Origin of the sequence: Flavobacterium sp. LC2016-23, from assembly GCF_009674775.1 — a bacterium.
Classification (GTDB): Bacteria; Bacteroidota; Bacteroidia; order Flavobacteriales; family Flavobacteriaceae; genus Flavobacterium.
On the sequence record NZ_WKKE01000005.1, the window covers coordinates 46,654 to 73,292 of the forward strand.

General features: G+C 35.8%; 24 protein-coding genes. 8 read left to right on the plus strand and 16 right to left on the minus strand.

The window, feature by feature from the left end; translation table 11 throughout:
* The first annotated feature begins 100 nt into the window (after positions 1 to 100).
* Entirely contained in the window at positions 101 to 1,060 is a 960-nt protein-coding gene (locus GJU43_RS05370) for a quinone oxidoreductase (RefSeq protein WP_154339793.1), read from the plus strand.
* A 151-nt stretch (positions 1,061 to 1,211) separates the two neighbouring features.
* Here the strand turns inward: GJU43_RS05370 and GJU43_RS05375 are convergent, their stop codons facing one another.
* The 3 genes from GJU43_RS05375 to GJU43_RS05385 form a co-directional block, all read right to left on the minus strand.
* On the minus strand, positions 1,212 to 2,303 hold the full coding sequence (locus GJU43_RS05375; RefSeq protein ID WP_154339794.1) for a hypothetical protein: 1,092 nt from the start codon (positions 2,301 to 2,303) through the stop codon (positions 1,212 to 1,214).
* Positions 2,304 to 2,342: 39 nt separating this feature from the next.
* On the minus strand, positions 2,343 to 3,005 hold the full coding sequence (locus GJU43_RS05380) for an SMI1/KNR4 family protein (RefSeq protein ID WP_154339795.1): 663 nt from the start codon (positions 3,003 to 3,005) through the stop codon (positions 2,343 to 2,345).
* 68 nt (positions 3,006 to 3,073) lie between these two features.
* Positions 3,074 to 4,633, minus strand: coding sequence for an NAD(P)/FAD-dependent oxidoreductase (locus GJU43_RS05385; protein ID WP_154339796.1), 1,560 nt, complete (start codon positions 4,631 to 4,633; stop codon positions 3,074 to 3,076).
* A 299-nt stretch (positions 4,634 to 4,932) separates the two neighbouring features.
* Here GJU43_RS05385 and GJU43_RS05390 point away from each other — a divergent pair, with 299 nt between their 5' ends.
* Positions 4,933 to 5,172, plus strand: a complete 240-nt coding sequence (locus GJU43_RS05390; protein ID WP_154339797.1) for a hypothetical protein — start codon at positions 4,933 to 4,935, stop codon at positions 5,170 to 5,172.
* Positions 5,173 to 5,341: 169 nt separating this feature from the next.
* On the opposite strand, the gene recQ is transcribed toward GJU43_RS05390, so the two are convergent.
* Positions 5,342 to 7,537: a DNA helicase RecQ gene (gene recQ / locus GJU43_RS05395; protein WP_154339798.1), complete on the minus strand. Its 2,196-nt coding sequence runs from the start codon at positions 7,535 to 7,537 to the stop codon at positions 5,342 to 5,344.
* 86 nt (positions 7,538 to 7,623) lie between these two features.
* Between recQ and GJU43_RS05400 the strand changes: the two genes are divergently transcribed.
* From GJU43_RS05400 to lptB, 4 genes are all read left to right on the plus strand, one after another.
* Complete coding sequence (locus GJU43_RS05400; protein WP_154339799.1) at positions 7,624 to 8,589, plus strand: SIS domain-containing protein; 966 nt, start codon at positions 7,624 to 7,626, stop codon at positions 8,587 to 8,589.
* Positions 8,589 to 9,404 carry a twin-arginine translocase subunit TatC gene (tatC, locus tag GJU43_RS05405; RefSeq protein ID WP_154339800.1) on the plus strand — a complete coding sequence of 272 codons (816 nt, stop codon included), beginning with the start codon at positions 8,589 to 8,591 and terminating at the stop codon, positions 9,402 to 9,404. The genes GJU43_RS05400 and tatC overlap by 1 nt, the downstream gene beginning before the upstream one ends.
* Positions 9,397 to 9,747, plus strand: a complete 351-nt coding sequence (locus GJU43_RS05410; RefSeq protein ID WP_078225803.1) for a carboxymuconolactone decarboxylase family protein — start codon at positions 9,397 to 9,399, stop codon at positions 9,745 to 9,747. The genes tatC and GJU43_RS05410 overlap by 8 nt, the downstream gene beginning before the upstream one ends.
* A gap of 162 nt (positions 9,748 to 9,909) precedes the next feature.
* Positions 9,910 to 10,650, plus strand: a complete 741-nt coding sequence (gene lptB, locus GJU43_RS05415; protein ID WP_154339801.1) for an LPS export ABC transporter ATP-binding protein — start codon at positions 9,910 to 9,912, stop codon at positions 10,648 to 10,650.
* Positions 10,651 to 10,730: 80 nt separating this feature from the next.
* Here lptB and GJU43_RS05420 read toward each other — a convergent pair whose 3' ends face one another.
* Positions 10,731 to 11,588 carry a glycoside hydrolase family 25 protein gene (locus tag GJU43_RS05420; RefSeq protein WP_154339802.1) on the minus strand — a complete coding sequence of 286 codons (858 nt, stop codon included), beginning with the start codon at positions 11,586 to 11,588 and terminating at the stop codon, positions 10,731 to 10,733.
* A gap of 11 nt (positions 11,589 to 11,599) precedes the next feature.
* A complete protein-coding gene (locus GJU43_RS05425; protein ID WP_154339803.1) occupies positions 11,600 to 12,310 on the minus strand; it encodes a phosphatidylcholine/phosphatidylserine synthase in 711 nt (236 codons plus the stop codon).
* Positions 12,311 to 12,501: 191 nt separating this feature from the next.
* On the opposite strand from GJU43_RS05425, the gene GJU43_RS05430 reads away from it, so the two are divergent.
* The gene (locus GJU43_RS05430; RefSeq protein ID WP_255473784.1) at positions 12,502 to 13,569 is read left to right on the plus strand and encodes a PorV/PorQ family protein; all 1,068 of its coding nucleotides are present in this window, start codon (positions 12,502 to 12,504) and stop codon (positions 13,567 to 13,569) included.
* Between the two features lie 37 nt (positions 13,570 to 13,606).
* On the plus strand, positions 13,607 to 14,740 hold the full coding sequence (locus GJU43_RS05435; protein WP_154339804.1) for a DUF4105 domain-containing protein: 1,134 nt from the start codon (positions 13,607 to 13,609) through the stop codon (positions 14,738 to 14,740).
* A 2-nt stretch (positions 14,741 to 14,742) separates the two neighbouring features.
* Here the strand turns inward: GJU43_RS05435 and GJU43_RS05440 are convergent, their stop codons facing one another.
* The 10 genes from GJU43_RS05440 to GJU43_RS05485 form a co-directional block, all read right to left on the minus strand.
* Positions 14,743 to 16,137, minus strand: coding sequence for a sugar transferase (locus GJU43_RS05440; protein WP_154339805.1), 1,395 nt, complete (start codon positions 16,135 to 16,137; stop codon positions 14,743 to 14,745).
* A 61-nt stretch (positions 16,138 to 16,198) separates the two neighbouring features.
* Positions 16,199 to 17,548 carry an O-antigen ligase gene (locus GJU43_RS05445; RefSeq protein ID WP_154339806.1) on the minus strand — a complete coding sequence of 450 codons (1,350 nt, stop codon included), beginning with the start codon at positions 17,546 to 17,548 and terminating at the stop codon, positions 16,199 to 16,201.
* Positions 17,549 to 17,552: 4 nt separating this feature from the next.
* The gene (locus tag GJU43_RS05450; protein ID WP_154339807.1) at positions 17,553 to 18,623 is read right to left on the minus strand and encodes a glycosyltransferase; all 1,071 of its coding nucleotides are present in this window, start codon (positions 18,621 to 18,623) and stop codon (positions 17,553 to 17,555) included.
* Positions 18,624 to 19,487, minus strand: coding sequence for a hypothetical protein (locus tag GJU43_RS05455; protein ID WP_154339808.1), 864 nt, complete (start codon positions 19,485 to 19,487; stop codon positions 18,624 to 18,626).
* Positions 19,477 to 20,601, minus strand: coding sequence for a glycosyltransferase family 4 protein (locus tag GJU43_RS05460; protein ID WP_154339809.1), 1,125 nt, complete (start codon positions 20,599 to 20,601; stop codon positions 19,477 to 19,479). Before GJU43_RS05460 ends, GJU43_RS05455 begins: the two co-directional genes overlap by 11 nt.
* An 11-nt stretch (positions 20,602 to 20,612) precedes the next feature.
* Positions 20,613 to 21,617 carry a hypothetical protein gene (locus GJU43_RS05465; protein WP_154339810.1) on the minus strand — a complete coding sequence of 335 codons (1,005 nt, stop codon included), beginning with the start codon at positions 21,615 to 21,617 and terminating at the stop codon, positions 20,613 to 20,615.
* A 57-nt stretch (positions 21,618 to 21,674) separates the two neighbouring features.
* The gene (locus GJU43_RS05470; RefSeq protein WP_154339811.1) at positions 21,675 to 22,823 is read right to left on the minus strand and encodes a glycosyltransferase family 4 protein; all 1,149 of its coding nucleotides are present in this window, start codon (positions 22,821 to 22,823) and stop codon (positions 21,675 to 21,677) included.
* A 1-nt stretch (position 22,824) separates the two neighbouring features.
* A complete protein-coding gene (locus GJU43_RS05475; protein ID WP_154339812.1) occupies positions 22,825 to 24,204 on the minus strand; it encodes a hypothetical protein in 1,380 nt (459 codons plus the stop codon).
* 65 nt (positions 24,205 to 24,269) lie between these two features.
* A complete protein-coding gene (locus GJU43_RS05480; protein WP_154339813.1) occupies positions 24,270 to 25,154 on the minus strand; it encodes a hypothetical protein in 885 nt (294 codons plus the stop codon).
* Positions 25,154 to 26,587: an MBOAT family protein gene (locus GJU43_RS05485; RefSeq protein ID WP_154339814.1), complete on the minus strand. Its 1,434-nt coding sequence runs from the start codon at positions 26,585 to 26,587 to the stop codon at positions 25,154 to 25,156. Before GJU43_RS05485 ends, GJU43_RS05480 begins: the two co-directional genes overlap by 1 nt.
* Positions 26,588 to 26,639 lie beyond the last annotated feature (52 nt).

A 26,639-nucleotide genomic window follows, 5' to 3' on the forward strand; every position in this document is an offset into this window, starting at 1 on the left:
TCAATTGAATAAATCTTTTAATCTTTTTAATCTGTGGCCAAAAAACATTTCAAACCGGAAACTAATTTTCACGAACTTTGCTTTCTTAAAATACTAAAAAATGAAAGCACTTACCTTCTCTTCTTTCGGAGATTCGGATGTTTTAGAATATATAGAAATCCCCAATCCGCAATTAAAAAACGATGAAATTTTAGTCGAAATGAAAGCCATCGGACTAAACTTTGCCGATGTTTACAGACGAAAGGGAAATTATCATCTAAAGGGAAATCCGCCTTTTATTGCTGGCTATGAAGGTGCCGGAATCGTTGTTGACACGAATAATCATTCTGAGTACAAAATCGGAGACCGTATCGCTTTCGCGGATGTTCCGTTTGCCAATGCAGAACTGGTGGCCGTTAATATCAATCATGTCCTTCCTTTACCCGAAGCCATTTCTTTCGAAACTGCAGCTTCGATATTACTACAAGGCCTGACAGCACATTATCTGGCTACAGACAGCCATAAAACCACAAAAGGCGAAACCGTTTTAATTCATGCGGTTGCCGGCGGAGTCGGTCAGTTTTTAACGCAGATCAGTAAACTTTTGGGTGCGAATGTTATTGGCCTGACCTCATCAGCAGAAAAAGCAAAAGTCGCTCTTGAACAAGGTGCCGATCATGTTTTTTTATATCAGGAAGACTGGAAATCGGATCTTTTTAAAACAAACCCAAAAGGTGTTAATGTAGTGTATGACAGTATTGGAAGTACTTTAACTGATAGTTTTGAAGTTACTAAAGAATGCGGACAGGTGGTTTTCTTCGGAATGGCCGGAGGTGATCCTGCTCCTGTAGACCCGAGAATGCTTATGGATACTTCCAAAACTTTAACCGGAGGTGATTTATGGAGTTATTTGAATTCGAAAGAAGAAAGAATCAAAAGAGCCAATCAATTATTTGACTGGATTACAGAAGGAAAAATTACGCTTTCGACTCCAACTTCCTTTAAATTGTCAGAAGGAAAACTGGCGCACGATTATCTGGAAAGCCGAAAAAGTACGGGGAAAATTATTTTGATTCCTTGATATTTAGTTTTCAGTTTTCACTCTCAGTTTTCAGCACAATCTTGTCATCCTGACGAAGGAAGGATCGCACTAGGAGCTCCGCAATGAATGTCTTAAATCTTTGTCGAATTACTTGTGTGATCCTTCCTTCGTCAGGATGACAAAACATAAACTACAACTGATTCACCTCAATTTTTGTCAATTCAGATAATTCTACAATTCTGCTTACCTCATTTTTATTGGCAACAAAAAACAGGTAATTGTCTCCATGGGTATCGTATGTCATTAATTCCAGATTATGTTTTTCTAAAGCAGTCTGAATGTAGGGAAACAAATCATGACTGTACGTTTCTTCAGGATATTCGAAATTAAAATCTTCTCCGATCATTTCAGAGATGAAATACTCGGCATCTTCGGGATCGAATTTCCAGTCGCTGTTCCAGGCATCAATATTTTCGAAAAAATTAAAATGCCCTTCAGCTTTTTCGTAATAGTCTTTTGCTTCATTTTTAAAAGCTGCAAAAAGCTTTTTGGATTGTTTTTTCAGTTCTTTTTCTTCGATACTTCCTCTTGAAACCAGCTTTACAAATTCTTCAAATGTTTCCTGTGTCACCTCAACATCGTCCGCCAATAAATTTTCTGAAGAAGGAAGCTCAACATTTTCCGGTATTTCAATTTTCAGATACTGACAAATTCCCTGCAAAACCCTTTCAAACGCTTTAAATCCGATAGTCTGAATTTCATTTTTAGGCGCATTGACATCAATATACTCGGTATCTAAAATGGCTTTCGTATAATCCAGAAAATAATTATGATTGTATAAAATCCGAATATCATTTGTTTCGAGACTGTTGGTACAACAAAAGAAAATGATGAAATTATGCAAAACATGTTTCAGATATTTTTTCATCTCCGGAGTGGGCTCCGTATAAAACTGAATGTGAATATAATCGAATTCCAGTCCCTCCTCTATTTGTGCATCCGAAATGGGACCAATATTCACTTTTGCATACAATTCGTTTAAAACTTCGTAGGCATTTTTAAACCCCGCTTTCTTAATTTCGTTTTGCGCTTCTTCATAATCAAATGAACCCGGAAAGGAATATAAATTCACTGAAATCGTATCGTGAATTCCTTTCATTTTAAATTCAAATTTATTTTGCTCATTATACAAATAGGTATAAACCGCATCCATAACATCAAAAGAAACGATTGATTTCGGGTCGTTATTTCTGCCAAATAAATTCGAAAAGAAGTTCTTCATTTTAGAGACAATATTTTTTTGAGTCTAAATTATGCATTTTTATTCATTCGAATATTCAAAAGTAGTATCCATTTTATCGAAAAAAATAATTTCAGCAAGTAGCTTTTTCATTTCAATATCCGTTAAGAATCCTCTCGCATCTTCTTTATTTTTACCAATCAAAATTTGATAATCAACAATGTCTCGTTTTAATAAATTTTGCAAAACTTCTTTTTGTTGCTCAGTTAAGTATTTTTTATGAGATTTAAATACCTTTTCAATATTACCCCTAAACTCCTCTTCACTTTCCTCATTATACATATCTTGTTGTGACATATCGGTCAATAATGTTCTAAAAATAAAATCTACCAGATTTTTTGCCAAATATTCTGCCTCACTCATATCGTGACACAACAAAACTATGGGCACATTTCCATTTTCTTCTTCATTTAGAAAAAAACAAAAGTGATCACCAGCACCACTTTTAGCAAAAGGAATGAATTTAAATTCTTTATTAATCTGACGGTAATCATCAGGATCGATAAGCCTTTCTATTTCTCTAGTAATACTATTCAAATTAAGCAGCTCAAAATCATAAGAATGTAAAAGTAGTGATGGATTTTCTTTTAATTCACCTACAGTAAGCATTCCATCTTCATATAACTGTTTATACAAAGAAGGATATTCAAACTGGTATTTTTTCTCAATATCTTGCAGTATCATTATTTTAAAGTTTAATTTTCTTACAAATTTAAAAGATAATACTTATACTACAAAATAAATCGATGAATTTATTTTAAAGTTTCCGCGATCATCAGGGCACATTTTTCACCATCGATGGCTGCAGAGATAATTCCGCCTGCATAACCTGCTCCTTCTCCACACGGATACAAGCCTTTTATTTGCAAATGTTCATACGTTAACGGATCTCTCGGAATTCTGACCGGAGACGATGTTCGGCTTTCGGGTGCGTGTAAAATCGCTTCATTGGTTAAATAACCGCGCATTGATTTTCCAAATTCCTTAAAACCTTCGCGTAAAATCTGCGATAAAAATCCGGGAAAAACCTGCCCCATTTCAACCGAAGTGGTTCCGGGAACATAGGAAGTTTTAGGAATATCTGCCGAAACTTTATTTTGGGTAAAATCGATCATTCTTTGTGCCGGCACTTTTTGGGTTTGTCCTGCCAGATGCCACGCTTTTTGCTCGATGCTTTTTTGGAATTCCATTCCGGCCAGAGCGCCAAATTTTTCGAAAGGTTTAAAATCTTCCAGTTTTAGTTCGATCACGATTCCGGAATTTGCCGTTGCCTGATCCCTTTTTGATGGTGACCAGCCATTTGTAACCACTTCACCCGGGTTTGTTGCACAGGGCGCAATGACACCACCCGGACACATACAGAATGAATACATGCCTCGACCGTTAACCTGTTTTACAATAGAATACGGCGCCGGAGGCAAATGTTCCCCGCGGTAATCACAACTATACTGAATACTGTCTATTAATTCCTGTGAATGTTCTGCACGAACACCAAGCGCAAAAGGTTTTGCTTCGATGAAAATTTTCTTTTTATCTAATAATTCAAAAATATCACGGGCAGAATGTCCCGTTGCAAGGATTAATTTATTAGCCTGAATCGTATCTCCCTTTTGGGTTACCACTCCTTCTACTTCATTATTTTTTACCAAAATATCGGTAACCCTGGTATCAAACAAAACCTGACCGCCAAATTCGATAATTTTGTTTCGAATGTCTTCAATGATTTTAGGCAATTTATTGGTTCCGATATGCGGATGTGCTTCCACTAAAATATCTTCCGAGGCTCCAAAAGCGACCAAAAGTTCCAAAATTCGGGTTACATCGCCGCGTTTCTTAGAACGGGTATACAATTTCCCGTCAGAATAGGTTCCTGCTCCGCCTTCACCAAAACAATAATTGGAATCCTCGTTAACCAGGTGATCTACGTTGATGGCTTTCAGATCACGACGGCGTCCGCGGACATCTTTTCCACGTTCCAATACAATGGGTTTTAAACCTAATTCTATCAGCTGCAATGCCGCAAAAAGTCCTGCAGGGCCTGCTCCAACGACAATTACTTCCTGAGCTTTAGAAACGTCCTTATATTCAGGCAATTCTATTTTGGTTTCCTGAAAAGATTCTCCCTTTAAATATATGATTACTTTCAAATTGATTTTTATCGCTTTCTGACGCGCATCAATCGAGCGTTTCAGGATAGAAACATGCTGAATCTCCTGAGGGGAAACTTTTAACTGTTTCGACAAATGGTCTTTAAGCAGCAATTCGTTTGCAGCAATTTCCGGGGTTACCTGAAGTAAAAGTTCTCTTGGCATTGTATCTTATTTATGCAATTAGCTTTTCTATTTATGAAAAGAACATGCAAAAATACTATTTTGAACTGACTTTATATAATTAACCGCAAAGTGCGCTAAGATTTAATTCTACTGTATGAATATAAAACGCAAAGTTCGCAAAGCTAAATCAACACAAAGCTTTGCGAACTTTGTATTTATAAAACAATACCTTTAAAAAATTCCTAGCGTACTTTGCGGTTAATTATGCAGCAATTTGTGCCTTTTTCGTAAAATAGACTTTGTACCTTTGCACCTCAGAACCTTTGCACCTTAAAATAATGTCTAGAAAAATAAAACTGATTTGGGATTTTCGCGGTCCGGCTTCAGCAAAAACAGCGGAACACCACGAAATTCATTTAAAAGAATATATCGCCATTGAAAAACTTCCGTTGAATATCACGGGCTTTAAAGTGATTAACGAAATGCAGGCCATTGCTTTTATGGTGGTGACGGACGAAAATATGATTCCCGTAAGAGATGCTTTGAAACCGCATCGGGGGGAAGTATTTGAAGGGTAATTTAGTCGCAGTCTCAGTTTTCAGTCTCAGTAAAAACTGCAAACTACAAACTGGTAAGAGATGCTTTGAAACCACATCCCGGTAAGTATATGAAGGGTGATTTAGTTGCAGTCTCAGTTTACAGTCTCAGTACAAAACTGTAAACTATAAACTGAGACTGTAAACTTTTTTAATTCGCTACTTCACTAATAAATTTGATACGCATCAAACGGAGTTCATCAATATCGTAATCGCCATCGAATTCTTTTAGAGCGTCTTCGATTTTATCGGATTCTGATTCCATGAAATAATCGTGAATTTCTTCCTGCTGATCATCATCAAGCATATCATCTACCCAATATTTGATATTCAGTTTGGTTCCGGCGTACACAATTTGCTCCATTTCTTTAATCAGGGCATCCATTGTAAGTCCTTTGGCGGAAGCAATATCTTTAAGGGATAATTTTCGATCTATATTCTGAATGATGTATAATTTATTGGCAGAGTTTACTCCGGTAGATTTTACGACTAAGTCATCCGGGCGAATGATATCATTGTCTTCTACATAACGATTAATCAGGGTGATAAAATCGCCTCCGTATTTTTTTGCTTTTCCTTCACCAACTCCGTGAATGTTATACAATTCTGTTAAGCTAATCGGGTATTTCAGGGCCATATCCTCAAGAGAAGGATCCTGAAAAACAACAAATGGAGGAACCCCGAGTTTTTTGGCTACTTTTTTTCGCAGTTCGCGCAACATTCCTATCAAAACCTCATCGGCAGTACCGGATGATTTAGACGCTGTTACAATTGCCTCGTCTTCAGACTCATTGTATTCGTGGTCTTCAGACATCATAAACGAAACCGGGTTTTTGATAAAATCCAGTCCGGCTTCTGTAATTTTTATGATTCCGTACGTTTCAATGTCTTTAGACAAATAACCGCTTACCAGAACCTGCCTTAATAAGGCCATCCAATATTTCTCGTCGTGATCAGAACCTTTACCGAAGTAAGATTGTGTATCTGTTTTATGGGCTTTAATGACAGCGTTTATGCGGCCGATTAAAGTAAATACGATTTCTTTTGATTTATAAATATGCTTGGTATCGCGAACAATTTCCAACAATTTAACAACTTGTTCTTTGGCTTCAATTTTATTTTTCGGATTTCGGACGTTATCATCCATATCAGCACCTTCACCTGTTTCACTGTCAAATTCTTCACCGAAATAATGCAACAGGAACTTTCTTCGTGACATTGAAGTTTCGGCGTAAGCGACTACTTCCTGCAATAGTGCAAAACCAATTTCCTGTTCTGCAACCGGTTTTCCGGACATAAATTTTTCCAGCTTCTCTACATCTTTATAGGAGTAATACGCCAGACAATGTCCTTCACCTCCGTCACGGCCTGCACGGCCTGTTTCCTGATAATAACTTTCCAGTGATTTTGGAATATCATGGTGAATAACAAAACGAACGTCAGGTTTGTCAATTCCCATTCCGAATGCAATTGTTGCTACGACCACATCTACATCTTCCATCAGGAACATATCCTGGTGCTTGGCACGAGTCTTGGCATCTAATCCTGCGTGATAGGGAACGGCACTAATTCCATTTACCTGTAAAACTTCAGCAATCGATTCTACTTTTTTTCGGCTCAGACAGTAAATAATCCCTGATTTGCCTTTGTGTTGTTTGATGAACCGAATAATATCCGATTCTATATTTTTAGTTTTGGTACGAACTTCGTAGTATAAGTTGGGTCTGTTAAAGGATGCTTTGAAGGTATTTGCATCAGACATGTCCAGATTTTTAAGAATATCTTCCTGAACTTTTGGTGTTGCAGTGGCCGTTAGACCAATAATAGGCACTTGCCCTAATTGTTTGATTATATTTTTCAGATTTCGGTATTCCGGCCTGAAATCATGGCCCCATTCCGAGATACAATGGGCTTCATCAATGGCAACAAATGAAATGGGTACGCTTTGCAAAAAGGCGACATACTCTTCTTTTGTTAAAGATTCCGGTGCCACATAGAGAAGTTTGGTCAACCCGGATGTAATGTCTTTCTTAACCTGTGCAATTTCTGTTTTGGTGAGGGAAGAATTTAACACGTGTGCAATTCCGTTTTCTGAAGAAAGGCTTCGAATCGCGTCAACCTGATTTTTCATCAAAGCAATTAAAGGAGAAACAACAATGGCTGTTCCTTCCTGAATTAAAGCGGGTAATTGATAACAAAGAGACTTTCCACCGCCTGTAGGCATTATGACGAAAGTGTTCGTCTTACCTAAGATACTCGTAATGACTTGCTCCTGCAAGCCCTTAAATTGGCTAAAGCCGAAATACTTCTTTAATTCCTTGTGTATTTCAATTTCGTTTGAATTCATTCTTTATATTAATGGTAATTTGTATAAATTTGCAACACATAAAGATACAACTTTCTTTTATACATACAAATTTTAAATATTCTGTTTTGATCACAAAAGAAAATATATTAGCCATAGCAAAAAAAACGATACTCTCTGAAAGTGAAGCAATTACAAAGCTAATTGATTTTTTGGACGAAAATTTTTACGAAGCAACCCAACGCATATACGAAACTAAAGGCCGACTGATCGTAACCGGCATAGGAAAAAGTGCAATCATTGCACAAAAAATGGTAGCCACTTTTAATTCCACCGGAACTCCTTCTATGTTTTTGCATGCTTCAGAAGCGATTCATGGTGATTTAGGGATGATACAAAACGAAGATATTATTATTTGCATTTCGAAAAGCGGGAACAGCCCTGAAATAAAGGTTTTAGTTCCGCTATTAAAACGTTTTGGAAATACTTTGATTGCGATTACCGGTAACATAACTTCATTTTTAGCCAAAGGTTCGGATTATGTTTTAAACACTACTGTTGACATAGAAGCCTGCCCTATAAATCTGGCACCAACCAACAGCACTACAGCACAGCTTGTAATGGGAGATGCTCTTGCCGTCTGCTTAATGGAAATGCGCGATTTTAAACCCGAAGATTTTGCTGTCTATCACCCGGGCGGTGCTTTAGGCAAAAAACTATTGCTACGCGTAAAAGACATGATTGAACATTCGTTAAAACCAATGGTTACTCCTGACACCTCCGTTAAAAAAGTTATATTTGAGATCTCAGAAAAGAGATTAGGCGTGACCGCGGTCATCGAAAACGATAAAATAATCGGAATTATCACCGATGGAGATATCCGAAGAATGCTCAACGACAGAGATACAATTGCCGATTTAACCGCTAAAGATATTATGACTAAAAACCCGAAATTAGTTTCTTCTGATACGATGGCAGTAGATGCTTTAAATATTCTGGAAGATTTTTCAATCACCCAATTGATTGTTTCCGATAACGGAACCTACAGAGGCGTTTTACATTTACATGACATATTAAAAGAAGGAATCGTATAATGGCAAAGAAAAATCTGAACGAAATGTCGTTTTTAGATCATCTTGAAGAATTAAGATGGTTATTAGTTAGAAGTACAATTGCAATTTGCATCATGGCATTTGTCACTTATTTTATTAGTGATTATTTATTTGATCAAATTATTTTAGGCCCTATACGTCCTACTTTTTTTACCTACGTATGGTTTTGTGATTTATCTCATCAACTGGGTTTTGCCGACAGTATTTGCATTACCGAACTGAATTTTATTATTCAGAATACTGAAATGGAAGGTCAGGTTAATATTTTTGTCTGGATGTGTATACTCGCCGGATTCATTTTGAGTTTCCCTTATATACTATGGGAACTTTGGAAATTTATAAGCCCGGCTTTGTATGAAAAAGAAAGAAAAAATGCCAAAGTATTTATTTTTACTTCTTCACTACTCTTCTTTTTAGGAGTATTATTTGGTTATTATATCGTAATTCCAATGTCTGTAAATTTCGTTGCTACTTTTTCCGTGAGTGATGTCGTAAAGAATCAATTTACGCTGGAATCTTATATGGGAATGGTTAAAACCAGTGTCCTGGCCAGTGGATTGTTTTTCGAATTACCGATTATTATTTATTTCTTAACGAAATTAGGCCTTGTAACACCCGAGTTTTTAAGGAAATACTGGAAATATGCTGTAATCATTATTTTGATTATCGCTGCAATCGTGACTCCTCCGGATGTGGTGAGTCAAACCATTGTTGCTATACCTATGCTGATTATTTATGAGGTAAGTATCCTGATTTCAAAGATTGTTTATAAAAATAAAATGAAAGAAAATGTCTGATATCATTCAAGAATTTAACGACTATCGTTCTAAAATGAACGAAAAATTACTAGCTGACAACAATAAAATTGTAAAGAGAATCTTCAACCTTGACACTAACGCTTATGCACCGGGAGCTCTTGATGTAAAAACAAAAGAACTTTTAGGTTTAGTAGCCTCTGCTGTTTTACGTTGTGATGACTGTGTCAAATACCATTTAGAAACCAGCCATAAAGAAGGCGTTACCAAAGAAGAAATGATGGAAGCAATGGGAATCGCAACTTTGGTCGGAGGGACAATTGTGATCCCGCATTTACGCAGAGCTTATGAATTCTGGGAAGCTTTGGAAGAAGCTGGTAATTAGAAAATGAGATAATTAATCAATTAGATAATTTATACGATATGTTAATTCGTTTATCTGATTGATTTATTTTAACTTATTTTGCCTTTCTGAGAGAAAAGATAAATTTTTCCATAAAGTCAATTATCTAATTTTCTAATTGATACATTATCTAATTAAACAAAAATGAAATTAAGAGCCGATAATTTAATCAAAACCTACAAAGGACGAAGTGTTGTAAAAGGAATTTCTGTTGAAGTAAACCAGGGAGAAATCGTTGGTCTACTGGGGCCAAACGGCGCCGGAAAAACAACTTCTTTTTACATGATTGTAGGACTGGTAAAACCGAATCAGGGAAATATTTACCTGGATGATTTAAATATTACCGACTATCCGATGTACAAACGTGCACAACAGGGCATTGGTTATCTGGCACAGGAAGCTTCTGTTTTTAGAAAATTAAGCATTGAAGATAATATTCTAAGTGTTTTGCAGCTGACTAAACTTTCTAAACAAGAGCAGATTGCCAAAATGGAAAGTTTAATTGAAGAATTCAGTCTGGAACACATTCGTACCAACCGAGGTGATTTACTTTCAGGAGGAGAGCGCCGCCGTACCGAAATTGCACGCGCACTGGCTACCGACCCCAAGTTCATCTTACTGGATGAGCCTTTTGCAGGAGTTGACCCGGTTGCTGTTGAGGATATCCAGCGCATTGTAGCGCAACTTAAAAACAAAAACATCGGAATTCTTATTACCGACCACAACGTACAGGAAACTTTAGCGATTACGGATAAAACCTACCTAATGTTTGAAGGAGGGATCCTGAAAGCCGGTATTCCCGAAGAACTGGTTGAAGATGAAATGGTTCGCCGTGTGTATCTGGGACAAAACTTCGAGCTGCGTAAGAAGAAACTCGAATTCTAAAATAAGTCACAGTATCTAGTCGCAGTCACAGTTTTCAGTCGCAGTGTGTCAACTGAAAACTGTGACTGAGAACTGAAAACTCAATCAACGGTAATAAACTGCAATTGTTGTAAATCTCCATTGTATATATTCACATCGACTGTACGCTCAATTCCGGGTACCGTTGCTTTTTCTGTAAACTGCCAGAACAGCCAGTCGTCTTCGATTCTTTCTCTGTAGAAATTATAATTGGCGATCCAGAACAAATATTCCCCAAATTCATCTTTCAGGAAGTCAGCATAATATCTTTCGCCTGTGTAGATTATTGGCCGAACTTTATAATGGTTTTCCACTTTTAGTAACCAGCGCTTTAATCCTTTCTTAAGACTGTCTAACGATTGATTTTTGGGTAATTTTTCGATATCCAGAACCGGCGGCAAATCACCTTTTTCTAATTTCACTGTTTTAATAAAAAGATCCGCCTGTTCGATGGAATTTTCATTTGGGCGATAATAATGATACGCCCCACGGATCATTTTATTTTCTTTGGCACCAATCCAGTTTCGTTTAAACTGAAAATCTTTTCTGTCCCGGCCTACGGTTGCCCTGATGAACACAAAATCCAGTGGATATTTTTGCTCCAGAGTATCAACATACGACCAACTGATTTTTCCCTGATATTCGGATACATCCAAACCAATCGATTTCCCTTCATGTTTTGCGAGAACCTGAAAGTTTCGCACATCGGAAAGTCGTTTGTCTTCAATTTCCTTTTCGGAAAGTTTTTCACTTTTAAAACCTAAGTAATACGCTAATCCTCTTCGATAATGATAAGCAGTTCCCAAAAAAAGACCGATAAAAACAATAAAAGTCAGGTATCGGAAAATTTTACCAATCGAAGAGCCTGAGCTCGTTTTTCGATTATAGCTTTGTTTTCTTGTAACAGATTTTCTTTTCATTCAACAAAAAACTACTTTTTCAGAAACATATTATTTACTACCGACAACAACACATAAAAAGCGATGATTACAGGAACCGCGATGTAATGAAGCAATACCAACAAAACAAAAGAAATCAATAAGAAAGACATTTGTAAAGCATTGTCTTTAAAATTAAACTTCTTAATTTTCAATGAAAATAAGGGAATTTCAGCATTTAGAATATAAGCGCTTAGCAATGTAATAAAAAGTAAAACCCATTGGTTCGTTAAAATTTCAAGCATTATTAAAGAATCTGAAAATTCGATCACCAGAGGCAGACTTAAAATAAACAAGGCATTGGCCGGTGTCGGCAAACCGATAAAAGAATCTGTCTGACGCGTATCGATATTAAAATTAGCCAGTCTGTAGCAGGAACCCAGTGTAACGATGAAACCTAAAAAGGGAATGAAAGGATTTGTACCCAATTCATGTGCGCTGTTCGAAAACAAGCTAAACATTACATAACCCGGCACTACTCCGCTGGTCACCATATCCGCCAGAGAATCTAATTGCAGTCCAAGCGGACTGGAAACTTTAAACAATCTGGCAAAAAACCCATCAAAAAAATCAAAAAAGATACCTAAACAAACCATGTAAAAAGCCATTAAATAATTGGCTTCAGAAACATAAACAACTGCTATGCAACCGCAAAAAAGATTGATTAATGTAATTAAATTAGGAATGTGTTTTTTAATATTCATCTTTATAAATTTTGATAATGGTGAGCAACAAATTTAGTACAATAAGTGAATCTAAAATATCTTTTTTACGGAGTTTTTTACCCGAGATTCCGACTTTCGCAATATTTATCAAAATCCATAAATTTAGATGCGTAAAATATTATATTTTTGGTAAAAATTAAAACAGACCCCGGTTTACAAAAAAATATCCGTTGAAAAAACTTTTCGTGCTTTTATTATTAGGGAGTTGTACCGCACAATATGCGCAGGCTGTTCGAAAATATTCGAATGAGTTTATGAATATTGGTGTTGACGCTGCTGCCCTTGGAATGTCGAGCGCTGTTGTTGCCTCGACAAACGATGTAAACTCCGTTTATTGGAATCCTGCGGGTCTGACACATCTTGAAGATCATCAGATTTCACTAATGCATGCCAATTATTTTGCCAACATCGCGCAATATGACTATATAGGCTATGCAAGTCCGATTGATGACAGAAGTGCCTGGGGAATTTCGATGATTCGTTTTGGGGTTGATGATATTATGGACACGACCGAATTAATCGACAATCAGGGAAATATTGATTACAACCGAATTAGTCTTTTTTCAACGGCCGATTATGGTTTTACATTTTCATACGCCAGGAAATTACCTGTAGAAGGATTTCAATATGGTGTAAATGCAAAAGTGATTCGCCGTATCATTGGAAAGTTTGCCAATTCCTGGGGATTTGGTTTTGATTTTGGCCTACAATTCGAAAAAAACGACTGGAAATTTGGCTTGATGCTTCGCGATATTACCACGACTTATAATGTATGGAATATTGATGAGGAGGAATATAAAAAAATATCCAATGCTATTCCGGGAGAAAATAATGAGTTGCCGGAAAGCACTGAGATCACTTTACCAAAAGCACAGTTGGGCGTATCCAGAAAAATTGAATTTCATAATGATTACAGCCTTTTGGTTGCAACAAACCTGAACATGCGTTTTGAACAGACGAACGATATTATTTCATCAAAAGTGGTCAGTATAGATCCTGCTGTGGGTTTTGAATTTGGTTATACTGACTTAGTTTTTTTAAGGGCAGGAGCAGGAAATTTCCAGAATGTGACGCAGTTAGACAACAGTGAAAAAATAAATTTTCAACCCAATATTGGTTTGGGTTTCAAATACAAAGGCATTCAGGTCGATTATGCTTTGACCGATCTGGGCAATCAGAGCACTGCTTTGTACTCTAATATTTTTTCATTAAAAGTAGATTTAGGTATCTTTAGATAATAATTACAAACCATTGAACTTCTTAAAATTTTAAATCATGAAAAAAGTCATTTTCAAAATAACACTTTTTACTCTATTATTAAGTTTTACTAGTGGTTTCAGCCAAAACTTACCCTTATCAAAAGAAGCTAAAATAAGCGTTATTACCTGTGGTCTCGGCAACGAAAGCTATTCCTTTTTTGGTCATACTGCTATTCGCGTAGCTGATCCGGTAAATAATATTGATGTCGTTTATAATTATGGCAATTTTGATTTCAGGACTCCCAATTTCGTGGCAAAATTTGCAAAAGGTGACTTACAATATTTTGTAAGTGCACGCTCATTTCCTGAATTTTTAAGTGATTATACCTATGAAAAAAGAAGCGTTTATGAGCAGGAATTACTGATTTCTCCTGATTTGAAACAAGCTCTTTTTGATAAATTAAACAGCACTCTGTTTTCTGAAGATCGTTATTATACTTATAAATTTATTGACAAGAACTGTACTTCGATGGTAGTAGATGTGATCAATTCTACTTTAGGACAGGATGCAGTTGTAAAAAAGGGAGACACAGACATCACGTACCGATCTATTTTATACCCGTACTTTGACGGGCATTTTTATGAAAAACTGGGCACCAGCATTATTTTTGGTACAAAAGTCGATCAATTGGGAACGAAAATATTTTTACCTTTTGAGTTAAAGAACAGTTTAGAAAAAACTACTTTCCAAAACCAGCCTTTGGTGAGCAAAAGCAAGACTATTTTAAGTTTCGAAAAAGAAACGCCTTCCTCCTGGTGGAATAATGTGTATACATATCTTTTTATACTGGCTTTTGTTGTTTTAGCTCATAATAAAACAGTAGACAAGATTTACCTTTTGATCTTGTCGTTAATCGGAATCCTTTTTGTTATTGTCGGATTTTATTCGCTTCACCTCGAACTTTCGATGAATTACAACACGCTTTTATTGAGTCCTTTTTTACTGATCTTAATTTTTCTTTCTATTGCAAAAAACAAAAGATGGACGTACCGTTTTTCTGTTTTACATTTAATTTTCCTTGTCGTTTATGCCATCTTTATGATTAATAAGGCACACTTTTTAATTGTCCTGCCCATGATAATTACAAGTGGTTTTGTTCTGGTAAGAGTCGCGATTCGAAATAAAAAGCGTATTCCGATTATTATCTAAAATTATTGTCCCCGGTAGAATACAATTGTTGTGATGGTTTTAAAAGTAATACTCACGTCCAGAAAAACACTTCTGTGCTTGATATAATACAAATCATACTGCAATTTTATCAGACTTTCTTCTATGGACTCACCATACGAATAATTAACCTGTGCCCAGCCGGTAAGGCCTGGTTTTATAACGTGTCTTGTTTCGTAAAAAGGCATTCGCTGCGCAATTTCTTGAACAAAAAACGGACGCTCGGGCCTTGGTCCGATTACGGCCATATCTCCAATAATGACATTGAAAAACTGCGGCAATTCATCTATTCTGGATTTACGCATAAATTTTCCAAATGGCGTAATTCGTTTATCATTTGAAGTTGCAAAAACCACTCCTTCCGATTCCGAGTTTTCAACCATTGTTCTAAACTTATAGATTTTAAAAATAACTCCGTTTTTACCTACTCTTTCCTGCGTGTAAAACAAGCTTCCTTTATTCCCGATTTTATTTCCAATAAAAATAAAAGGAATAAGGGCTAAACAGATTAACAAACCAATAGATGAAAACAGGAATTCAAGAAAGCGTACTAAAAACAGGTATAATTTATTGTTATTGCTTCGGCTAAAAGGGAAAAACCGATAAAAATCGCGTGAAATATAGTGTACGGGAATACGTTGTGTTTTACTTTCGTAAACCTGCGTATATTCTCTAATTACGTTTCCGGATTCTAATAAATGTAATATGGTCTGATACAAATCTGTGGTGATCCCATCAGTGTTCTGGGAAGCAATTACAATTTCCGAGATGCTGTTTTTTGAAACAAAATCTTCCAGATCTTCCTTTTTGATTTCTTTTATATAATGAAAATCTAAGTTTTCATTAGAAACGGAATCTGAGTTTACAAATCCCACTATTTTATAATGCGGATCTACATTTTCAAGTCCCAAAACCAATTCTTCCAACTGATTCTGATTACATATTAAAACAACATTTTGGATAAACCGGTGAGAAGCCAGGAAATAGACGTACAAGTATCGCCAGATTAACAGGGAAAAAAGAACCGTAAAATAAAATATCACAATTGCACTTCTGTGCTTAGGCAATTCCGGTGATAAAATGGGCGTCAGTAAATAAAAAATTACGGTTGTGCTTACCGTAAAGATGGTGCTTTTAAGAATTTGAAACTGATTGCTGGCGACCTGTAAATTATACATTTCGAAAATAGATCCGAACATGTATATATAAAAGATCAATACGATTTCCCAATAATAATTGGCATTTGAAAATATAAAGTATTTAAAATCAGTGGTTACACTTAGCAAAAAAAGTGTACCGAGGACAAATACTGCATCTAATATATGAAGCAGTACTTTCCGTTCCGATATCTCGAAATGAATTTTTTTATTTAAAAACATTAGTTCTACAGTTTAATTTGGGGTAATTAACTCGAAGCAAATGTATTATAAAAAAAAGGATTTAATCAAGTGAATTTTCAGGTTTTTCAGGAATCTTGATTTGGACCAAAAGAAGTGCCAAAGCATAAACAAACGCAGGAGCAGCCATTCTCATGGCGGCATGATTAATGGTTAACAGCCAGAAAGCCATAAAAGAAAGGGCAAATATATTTTGACGGTTATTCACAAATAACAATAATGGCGTAAATAATAAAATCATTAGATTGATTATACCCAAAGTTCCGTGCTCCGCCACCATTCTCGTAATTTCATTGTGAGATGCTGCTTCAATTCCCGTTTCCTCTTTTCTAATCTCTTTGTTTCTTCCGACACCTACACCAAAAACAGGGTTTTCCACAAACATCTGAAGTTCTGAAGCGATAAGGGTTTCCCTGCCTGATAATTTACTTTTTTTAACTCTTCCTAAAGCATCCTGATTGGAGTATCTTTTATTGATCAATCCGCTGGTTTGAAACGAAGAATATCCCCAAACCCCGATTCCTGCCAAAAATGTCATTAACATAATCAATCCAATTTTTGACTTAGCTACAGCATTTCCCTGATAATACAATATCATTAAAAGCAAAATAATCATAACAACGCCTGTCATTACTCCTCCTCTGGAAAAAGTAACAATTCCCCTAAAAGCAAAAACCATAACAAGGATAGCATTCAACGCGATCAAAAATCTGCCTTTCGAATTTAATAATAACTGTACAAAAAAGACAAAAATTCCCAATCCCAAAATGGTAGATACCTGATTGGGACCAAATCCGCCTGAAGTGGCGAAATTAGATTCTGTGCTTGTAACAACGTCCCTCACACTTGGAGAATACAAAAAAAGATAAACTGCAATAGAAATCAATGGAAAGCAAAAAGCCGATATGACTGTTTTCAATCTGTCAAAAGTTATTCTTCTCTGATAACAATAAATAGCAGAAATTCCCAGACAAACCGGGCCCGAGATATTAAAAGCGATTGCTTTCCTGATATCAGTATCAAAGTTTAAAGAAAAAACAGATATTATAATTCCCGGAATAAGAAGTAAAAAAAAGATCCAGTATATCATTGCCTTCCTGGAAAAACCAGAATAAACAATGCCGATAAACATAAAGGTCATTACGGCATATTTACCGAATTCATTTAAAAGCACTCCATTTGTCATCCTTAAGAGTACCTCTGCCCCTACTACATAAGCCGACATGACCAGAACTTCATTATTTGTATTCCTGTTTTTAACAATATAAAAAAGGCCAAAAACAAAAATAGCTATGGTGTAAATTTTAGCCATAAAAGGCAAAACAAAAACCAACACTCCTATAAACGCATGAAATGCAATTAAGTGAACATAAGATAATGAGGTTTTTTTCATCTATTTATTTTTTATAAGCCTGTATAAGCTTTTCAACTATGTTTTTTTGCGAATATTCCTTAACCAGTGTTTCATTTAAGTTATTAGCTAAAATTGCTCTAAGTGCTTCACTTCCGGTTATTTTTTCTAACTGTTGTTTTATTTCAGAATCGCTTAAAGGATTAAATAACAATCCGTTAAATTCACTTTGAATAAGCTCGGAACAATACCCCACATTTGTGGAAACTACTGCCAGTTTAGCAGCAGCATATTCAAGTAATGTTACCGGAAATCCTTCCTGAGTAGAAGCTAAAACACCCACTGACGCTTGTGAGAGAATATATTTTACATCCTTTTTTTCTCCGCACAAATGTATATGATTTTCTAATGAATTAGATTTTATAAAGTCTTTTAATTCCTTAGAATAGGGATCAAAATAATCTTTTCCAATCAAATGCAGACTCCAGCCGGATTCATTTAATTTCAAATCGTTAAAAGCTTTAACAATAGAAATATGATTTTTTGGCTTTTTAAGATTTGCCAAAAAAACAATTCTTTTTCCATTTTCGCCTTTCAGTTGTGTTATTTGCGGGTTTTCATTTCGTTCTAAAACAAAATTAGGAACAAAAATTACTTTTTTACAGTTCATATTCTTTCTGCTCCATTCCAGCAATTGAAGATTCACCACAAAAATCGAATGAAAAAAGAAGGACGCAAAAACTAAAATCCGGTTTTGCTTTTTTGATTCCTTTTGACGGCTTCCATAGTGATCGTGCCATATTATTTTGATTCCCGGCATTGTGAACTTCACCAAAACAGCTGTAAAAAAAGAAGAACTGTGCGCATGAATAGTATCAATTTTGTTCTTTTTCAGGTATTTTCTTAATCTGAAAACAGCTTTAAAATCGATTTTCTTTTCTTTTTTTAAAAAGAGATACGAAACTTTTTCATTTATCTGATTCAATAGTTGTCCTTCCTTTCTGGTCGCCACTAACCCGGAGAATTCAATTTTATCCACGAGAATATTGGCATAATTGATGGCCATACGCTCAGCACCGCCAGCTTCAAGTGAATCTATAATCTGAACAATCCTCATTTATTTCTTTTTCAGTAAAATATTGATATTTCCTGCCATTAGTTCTTCATCAGTAAAATTTTTAAAATCGTCATGTATTTTTAATTTACTGAATTTCTTAAAACTTTCAGATTCCGTATTGATCTTACTGTGTTCAAAAAAAGTGATTTCAAAATCCTTTTGAAAAAGCGCTAAATACTGCGGAAGCCTCAGTCTGTTATGGTAGTCAAATTTAGTCTGTATCTGATTCCATTCTGCTTCACTGTATTTCAGGAAATCCTGTAATGACAATGACGAATCCTGATATGCCCTGTGATCACTGGGAGAAATCAAATGCAGGATATGGCTGCCTGATTTTAAATTAGCCAGCATAAACTGATGCATTCTGGTAATTTCACCCGGAGGCACATGTTCCAGAACAAATCTCGATACTATCAGGTCTACCTCTTTAAGATCTCCGTTGCAAATATCGGTTTTAGGATAATAAAAAATGTTTTTAAGCAGCGGGTATTTACTTTTACGCTCTGTTTCAATAGTATATTTTGAGCTGTAATAGTTATTCAGTTTCTCCACTTCTTTTACACTATAGTGCTCGTTTATATCATACGTATCTACCTGTCTGGCTTTTCCATCCAAAATTAACTGATATGGAAAAATAGGCACCCAGCCTGAACCTAGTTCCGCAATTTTTGTCCCTTCAGCACTAATATTATTATCACGCAAGATTCTCAATATCGTTTGATAGCTATCGTTTGTAGAACGAATTTTATCATCCAGCGTTAATTTGCCTCCAATATTTTGCAAAAAATGATATACCCCATATCCAAGACGATCAGGCAACACGGAAAGAACTTTAAAGATATTGGTTTTTAAGCTATGCTTCATGATGTAATATTTTGTTTATTTCTTTTTCAAAGACCTCTAAAGTATATTCTCGTGACCAAACCATCGCCTTTTGGCTTTTAAGTGTATAGTCCGATTCGTCTTTTATTACTTTTTCCAGTTTAAGAACGTCCTGCTCTACATTCATTTCCAGCAACAAACCCCGTTCTTCATCAGCAAGCATAAAGGGAACACAGGAAACTTTTGTTGCAACGGGAAAACATCCCCAGAACATTCCCTCGGCAATCGCTTTGGGCCAGCCTTCGCTTTTAGAGGGCAGTACCACAAAATGGCTTTTCTGAAGGGCCTGTTTTATCGTATCCTGATTTTGATTCCCATGTAAAAAGACCGTATTTTCCAATTGCTTATTTTTAATGTATGCTTCTAAACTATTTCTTAGAATGCCATCGCCGTATACATTTAAACTTACATCAAATCCTTTTTTTGCCAAGTGCTCCACCAGTTGTATCGCATATAAAGGATTTTTACCTTCCACCAGGCTTCCGACAAAAACAAATTCTATTCCTGTAGTAAAAGGTTCTTTCTGAACGACAGTTTTCTCTGATTCTAAATACGTAGCCGTAAAAAACGGTACTATGTTTTTGGTTTTATTTTTCCAGTCGCCATAGACCAAAACCTTCATGTTTCGGGTCAAAAAAACATTGCTTAAAATGTACTTTTGCAATTTATAAGTCCAGGGCTGTTTGCTTTGCGGATCCCAATTCCCGGCATATTTAGCGGTCTTTTCTTTATGTGGAAATAAAACCTGAACCAGACAGCCCATCAGGCCCATATTTCCGGGACATCTCAAATGAATATGATCGGCTTTTTTCATCGCCCAAAAAACCCTCCAGAAAATAATGGGCAATTTAAATACGGTTTTTAAGATCTCCTTAAAACTCGTAAGACTAAAATCGGGGACTTCCTTAAAATCGATTTTACCATGTTCATACGGCAAATCAATCAAGGTTGGGCTTTTAGGGCTTATCGGCGCAACAAGAATTAATTCATCAACATTTTTCAGCCAAACGTTCATTTCTCTCACGTAGGGCGCATAACCAAAATACTGGTTGTCCTTTTTGGTATGGCTGACATGTGTGATTACGGTAAATTTCATTGATTTTGGCACTAAAGCGTATTTTTTGTAATGGTCAATATTCTACTGATATAATTTTTTGGATGCAAGTAGCTTTCACTCCATTTCAGATTATTTTCTGCTACTTCCAAATATCTTTTACCTGAGAGTAAGTATTCGATTTTTTCCGGTAATTCTGAATAGGCACTGCGATTCTGAACCTTTTCAAAGTTAATATGCTCTTTAAAATCATCTACAATTGTATTTAATGGAGTGGTCACAACTGCTTTTCCAAACAATAGGTACTCTCCTATTTTCCATCCCGGAGTATCTTTCAATCCGTCATCTGCAATCCCTATATCTGCATTTCGTAAAGATTTAAAATATTCTTTTTTAGAGGTACTTTTTATATCTAAAAGCAGTTCCGGGGCAATTTTCTTTGCTAATTCATCGGGAAATATACCTACTGAAACATTTTTGAAATTGCTTTTTATAATCCTGCAGGCTTCAATACGAAATTCATTCTGGCTCTGTCTTCTTATTTTTTCATCCAGGTCAGCATTATTATCCGGATTCCATAGTCTCGAATGAAAAATGATTTTCCCGTTATTGTCTGCTGCCTTTTTCGGAAAACTCCTTACATCCATTGCATTATGCGATAAATTGGTAACCAGGTTAAAATAATCCATGGCACGCACAATTTCTGTTCGGTTTGTTTTATTTATAAGATCCTTAAAGTTGAACTTCATTAAAAGTTTTAGCGCTTTATACGAAAAGTTCACCTGAAGATTGAGCGGATGTACATTTTCTTTATAGTCCTGAAACAGCAATGATCTTTTAAAATAAAAATCATATTTTTCAGGATTATCAATGAATAGCATATTATCTGAATAATCTAAAAAAATCATCTGCTTATTGCTGTACAGTATAGCGCCGCCCGTAGCAATTTTTGCATTAAAAGAAACATCAAAAACCTGATCATTTTGCTCACAAAAATAGAGTAATGAATATAGTATCATGTTGTGATGAGAAGTCCAGTACGGTAATTCCAGTTTCATTTAAAGCAAATTAAAATTATAGGTAAACTTTTTTGCAGCTCCTGCATTGCACTATTTTTATTGAAGTAAATACTTGAAAAAATCGATATTCTGATGCACTATATGCTCCAATCCATATTTTGCAAGAACCGATTGCCTTCCTGCCTGGCCTATTTCTTTTGCCTTTTCTTTATTAGAAAAAACCCAGATGATTTTTTCAGCAATATCGGTAGGATCATGCGGATCACATAATAATCCTGTTCTATAATTCTCTATCGTTTCCGGTCCCGGGCCTAATTTGGTAAAGATAACTGCTTTTTCCATCGCCATGGCTTCCGGCGCTACCAGGCCCTGCGTTTCCATATGTGATGGGAATACACATACTGAAGCATTTGCATATACGAGTGGAATATCGGTAAAGGGTATTGCCCCATGAAAATGAATATCTTTTACTATTGCTTTCCCTAAAAGAGGCAACTCTTTTTCTTTCAGCATTTCCACATAGGAACTTCCATCGGGAAAAAACCAATCCCTGCCATAAATGTCTAATATCGCGTCAGGAAAAGCTTTTTTTACGAAAGGAAAGCTTTGTATTAACTGGCGGATTCCTTTCTTTTCGCAAACTGTACCCACGAAAACAATTCTGGTTTCGGACACTTCTGTTTTAATCGGTTGAAATAATTCCGTATTTATCGGATTATTGATATAGGCCAATGGTTTATTATGATAGCTTAAATATTTTTCAGTATGCTTTTTTACGAACTGTGAAACGGCAATAAAAGCATCACTTTTACTAAAAGACCTCTTTTCCTGAAATCCTTTCCATTTATTCACTTTCCTGTTTTCACTTTCAGCGAAGAAATGATGTCCTCCATGAAGTCTGATACTGTATTTAATCCCTTTTATTTTTTTTATAAACGCAAGGCCCAGTTCGGAAGTTTCAACAATATCGATTGGATTTTCTTTATGAATTTCCTTTATCTTTTTATTAATGGCTTTAAAATTAAAGTACCAGGAAATTATTTTTACGCTGCTTCTTTTCAAACGATAAATAGGAACTCCGTCTATAGTTTCCTCCTGATTCTCTGAAGTATAGTTCAAGCCAATTACAGAAACTTTAATTCCGTTTTTAACCAGCGCCACCGCTAAAGTTTTTACAAAACTTCCTATTCCGCCATGTGGAAATCCTTCTTTTGGATATTCGTTTGTTAAGAAGCAGATGTGCATTTTAATTGGCTTTAATGATTTCCTTTATTTTTACCGAGGCATTTTGATAATCTTCCAGCACAATATTTTTCCATTCGATCATAGCCGGACTACAACTCTTTTGCAGCGTTACCTTTTCTACAATTTCCTGTTTATTGTTCAGCCAGATAACGGCACTTTGATCAGGCATACTTTTAAAATGCTGAAATTGATAAATCGTGTTTACCGACCAGTCTTTCACCTTTTTCTTTTCCTGATCGTAATTGATAAACACACATGGTTTATTAAACATGGCAAAATCAAAGGCCATAGTCGAGCCCACATTTACCACAATGTCTGAGTAAAAAGCAGTACTAATCAGTAGTTTTACATCTTCAATGGATGGATAAACAGTATTCCATTCGTTTGCGGTATTAAAATACCACAAAGGCGCGGCTTCTTTTATCAGATCTTTATATTTTTTTACGACCGCATCATATCTGCCCGAAAAATCTACAGGACATCTTCTAAACAAAATCTGATATTCCTCCTGCAGACTGGCTTTTGTCAGTTCTTCTGCAATATCATTCAGGTAGGCCGGATCATCGGGAGATGTTTTAGTATCGTCACCGGAAAAACAAATAATTTTTTTCTTTGGGTCTAAATTATAGCTCTTATAGAACGTTTCTTTATCGATTCTGTTTTTTTCAGCTGCATAAAACTCAAACTGAGGCGTTCCCGTAACCTTAATGCTCTTTACCGGAATTTCCGGATAATACAATTGTAATTCCGCTTTCATATAATCCGACCAGACCAGGTAATGATCTGCCCTTAGGGCCATTCGGGCCTTAGGTAAATTATCCCAGGAATAAATTACCGTTGCTGTTTTAATTCCTAAGTCTGCTGCGGCTGCAAAAATGCCGGCTACTTTTAAAGCGCGCTGATGGGAACAAAAAACAACACCGGGCTGCACTTTCTTTAAAATCCCTTTGACCTCATCATAAAAAACATTCTGACGGATGGCTTTCTGATAGTGTTTTTCTAATTTGAGAATACTGGAATATTTCCTGAAAAACGGAGCTGCTGCTTCAATAAGCTTATAAAAAACTTTTTTCGAAAATGTATTTTGGTTCCAGTTCCAATTGGTGAGCAGGGAGGTATTTTTTACTTTTTGGGTATTGTGATACAATCTGCAAAGACAAATCAATTCTCTTAAAAATTTCTCTCTGGCGGATTCTTTGTAAGCAGGAATAGTGATTTCGTCATCAAGGATAACATTGTCTTTAATCGCATTTACGGTTTCAGGATCAAAATTATGGAACAACACCAAATCCTCCTGCATGTCTTTAAAAACATCAGCATACAGGTAATTTCTAATTCCGACTCCATCCGGAAAGAGCAATAAAATTTTATTTTTCTCCATTTAAAATTTACTAAAAGACAGTATAAATTCCATCATTAACTTATAATTCCTAAAATCGGGCTGAATTATTTTTTGACAAAAAAGTCATTTATAATTCTCGCCGTAAAAAGCTTCGCTCCGGTATCGTTCATATGCCCGCAGGAAGAAAAATATTTATTTTCGACCACTACATTTTCATAGTTAAGAATTTCAGGATAGGCTTTTTTTACTTTGTCAAAATAGTTGATTCCTTTTACATTCTCACACATTGGTGTCATTACGGCTATAAAATTAATATTATTGGCTTTGCAGAGACTCTTAATTTCTTCATAGTATTTGTTATGCGGAAGCGGATTCAGGTTAACAATGTTATTTTTCATATTTGCGCCTTTCGTTTTAAAAAGGGGGTAGTAGCCTAAATTATCGAGCATGGAAGTCTTTTTATGAATTACCGTAAACAGAGCTTCTCTAAATCCGATTTTTTCATCATATTTTATATATCTGTAAAACGGAATATAATACAACTCGCAGAAATCCTCTTCGTTTTCAAAGTGTTTCCTGATTGTTTCAGAGTTATGGATGTAAGGTAAAAATAAGGCTGAGATTCCTTCTGACTTTTTTTCACCGGAAAGATTTAAATCGGCTTCCAGAATTATATTCTTAATTTGATATTTTCTTTCAATCATTAATTTCAGCATCAGTGAAGCTTCAAACAGATGGCCGCCACTCATTCCGTAATTAAAGGTTTTTAACCCTTTGTCTTCAAACATTTGTGATACAAAATGATTATTGGCACGTGACGAGCCCAGAATTACGACATCGTATTTTTTAGCTGTTGAATTGACAACCGTCTCCACCTTACCACGGTTTCTGGATTGCATATAAATGGCTGTATACAGCCCGTCCAGTACAACGGCTGACAAAGCGGTTATGACTATAATTTTAACCGTATAAATTAAAAATTTCTTCATTAAAACTGAAAATATATAAATTCTTTATAATCTGAATAGGTTCCGAGAGCGAGTATTGCTGCTATCGCCAGTGACAGTTTCAAAAGGCTTCTTTTGCCCGATAGCGGTTCGATTTTATTTCTGTTGTTCCATTCCACCAAAACAAACAGAACAATCATTAGCAGCAGTTCATAACTGTAACGTCCGTTGTCTAAATACTGGAAACTAAAATCCCTGCTGGTAATCATACGTTTTAAATACAGAACAGCATCTGTTATCGATTTAGCCCTAAAAAAGATCCAGGCTATGCAGGTCAGCGAAAAGGTATAGAGAATACTCAGCAGTACTTTTGCCGAATCGAAATTAAATTTCAGCTGAATAGCGTCCATATTGTTTCGGTTGCTGTTGGATAAAAGCAGGGGAAGGAAATAAACAGCATTTATAAATCCCCATACTACATAGGTCCAATTGGCTCCGTGCCAGAATCCGCTGACCACAAAAATGATAAAGGTATTTCTGATCTTCATCCAAAGACCGCCTTTGCTGCCACCCAACGGAATATAAAGATAATCGCGAAACCAGGAAGATAGCGAAATATGCCAGCGACGCCAGAACTCGGCAATATCTCTTGAGAAATAAGGGTAATTGAAATTTCGCAACAAGTCCAGACCAAACAATTTCGAAACGCCTAATGCAATATCAGAATACCCTGAAAAGTCACCATAAATCTGAAAGGCAAAATATACCGCCCCTAAAATAAGAGAGAACGTATTCATGGAAGTATAATGATCAAAAATAGCATTGGCATAAACAGCACAGGTATCTGCAATAACTACTTTCTTGACCAATCCCCAGATGATTTGATAAATTCCTTCTTTCGCCACCTGAAAATTAAACTCCCGCTTTACTTTTACCTGTGGCAATAAGTGTGTCGCTCTTTCGATCGGACCTGCCACCAGAAGTGGAAAATAGCTTACAAAGAGCGAATAATCTACAAAATTGTATTCGGCTTTTATTCGCTTATAATAAATATCAATAACATAGGATAATCCATGGAACGTATAAAATGAAATTCCGACCGGCAGGATTACATTCAATAAAACCGGACTGGCCTTAATTCCCACTGAGCCTAATAATTCTGAAAAAGAAGCGGCAAAAAAGTTATAGTATTTAAAAATTCCCAGAAATCCTAAATTGACTAAAATACTCAGCCAAAACCAAAATTTACGGCTTTTTTCAGACCTCCCTTTTTCAATCTGAATACCGGTATAATAATCCAGAAAAGTTGAAAAAACAAGTAAGAATAAAAACCTCCAGTCCCAGCAGGAATAGAAATAATAACTCGCAACAATCAATAAAGCATTTTGTGTGCTTTTGGTTTTATTGAAAACAAACCAATAGAGAAAAAAAACGACTGGTAAAAAAACAGCAAACGCCAGGGAGTTAAAAAACATAAATTAAATTAATTATTAAAGTACAGCGGCAATCTGTTTATTGCCAAAACCG